This is a genomic window from Pseudoalteromonas sp. bablab_jr011 (genome assembly GCF_016464045.1).
GTDB lineage: Bacteria > Pseudomonadota > Gammaproteobacteria > Enterobacterales > Alteromonadaceae > Pseudoalteromonas > Pseudoalteromonas lipolytica.
Window position 1 is genome coordinate 1 of the sequence record NZ_JACDWU010000322.1, and the last position, 253, is coordinate 253.

Below are 253 nucleotides of genomic sequence, written 5' to 3' on the forward strand. Positions count from 1 at the left end.
CTCTTTGCTTTTCTCTTTGCCAAGTATTCTTGGTATAAAGGATCAAAAGGCGTAGCTTCACTCCTGATTTTCACATGTCTCTCTATTGGCACCTTAGCTATTTGAAATAGATTAAACTGACAATCCATATTCATGCTCTTCTGCCAACCGTGAAATTGCCATTGGCCTCGACGGTTGATAAAGTACTTCATGGCGATCCAAGTTTTTGATTTTGTTGGATGACGCCTTTTAGCCCAATGCCATAACGCTAGAA

1 pseudogene is annotated in these 253 nt (G+C 40.3%); it reads right to left on the reverse strand.

Annotated elements, in window-relative coordinates:
• Positions 1-253: pseudogene (locus JIG41_RS22720) on the reverse strand (group II intron reverse transcriptase/maturase); the annotation flags it as partial.